1 pseudogene is annotated in these 876 nt (G+C 62.0%); it reads left to right on the forward strand.

Annotation, left to right across the window (positions count from 1 at the left end):
- Positions 1–106 precede the first annotated feature (106 nt).
- Positions 107–876 (forward strand): annotated as a pseudogene (locus EN969_RS33215) (PAS domain-containing sensor histidine kinase); the annotation flags it as partial.

Here is an 876-nt window from a genome sequence, read left to right on the forward strand (position 1 = left end):
TTTCAGGGGATCGGCTCGCGAAAGATTTCCGTCTCGGTCACACTTGTTGCATAATCGCCACAATGCGTTGCATACATCCGACGCAATCATGGCACTAGACGGCGACATGGCCCCGCAGGCACCGACAACAAACCAACCGCTTTTCAGCGAACCCGGCGCTCGTGACGGGCGCCGGCTGCTTGCGCTGCCAGGCGTGATCGCGGTCGTCGGCGCGCTGATGACGGCGGCGATCTCGTTCACCATCCTCGTTGGCGCCACGCCGATCACACCGAACGAGTCGACGACGCTGGCGTTGATTGCCCTCAACGCGGCTTTCGTCCTGATTCTTATCGCGCTGGTCGGGCGTGAGGTGCACCGCATCCTGATGGCGCGCCGGCATGGCAAGGCCGCTTCGCGGCTGCATGTGCGCATTGTCGCCATGTTCGCCCTGGTTGCCGCCATTCCGGCCATCATGGTGGCCATCATCGCGTCGATCACGCTCGACATCGGCCTCGACCGCTGGTTCGAGATCCGCACCAAGACGATCGTCAATTCGTCGCTGTCGATCGCCGACGCCTATGTTCAGGAAAATGCCCGCAACCTGCAGGGTACGACACTGTCCATGGCCTATGATCTCGATGCGTCACGCACACTCTACGGCCTTGATCGTACCGGCTTTCTCGACCTGATGAACAAGGAAGCCGTGGGCCGTTCGCTGGCTCATGCGGCGCTGATCAAACCTGACGGCTCTTTCGTCATGAGCGCCAAGACCGACACGGATTTTGCCATGCCTGAGCCGCCGGAAGGCGCCGTGGCCAGCGCTGCCGACGGCAAGCCGGTGCTGATCGAGCCGAAAACGCGCAACATCATGGGCGCCATCGTCAAGCTGCGCGAGAT

This window comes from Mesorhizobium sp. M7A.F.Ca.CA.003.01.2.1 (genome assembly GCF_003998945.1).
Lineage (GTDB): Bacteria > Pseudomonadota > Alphaproteobacteria > Rhizobiales > Rhizobiaceae > Mesorhizobium > Mesorhizobium ciceri.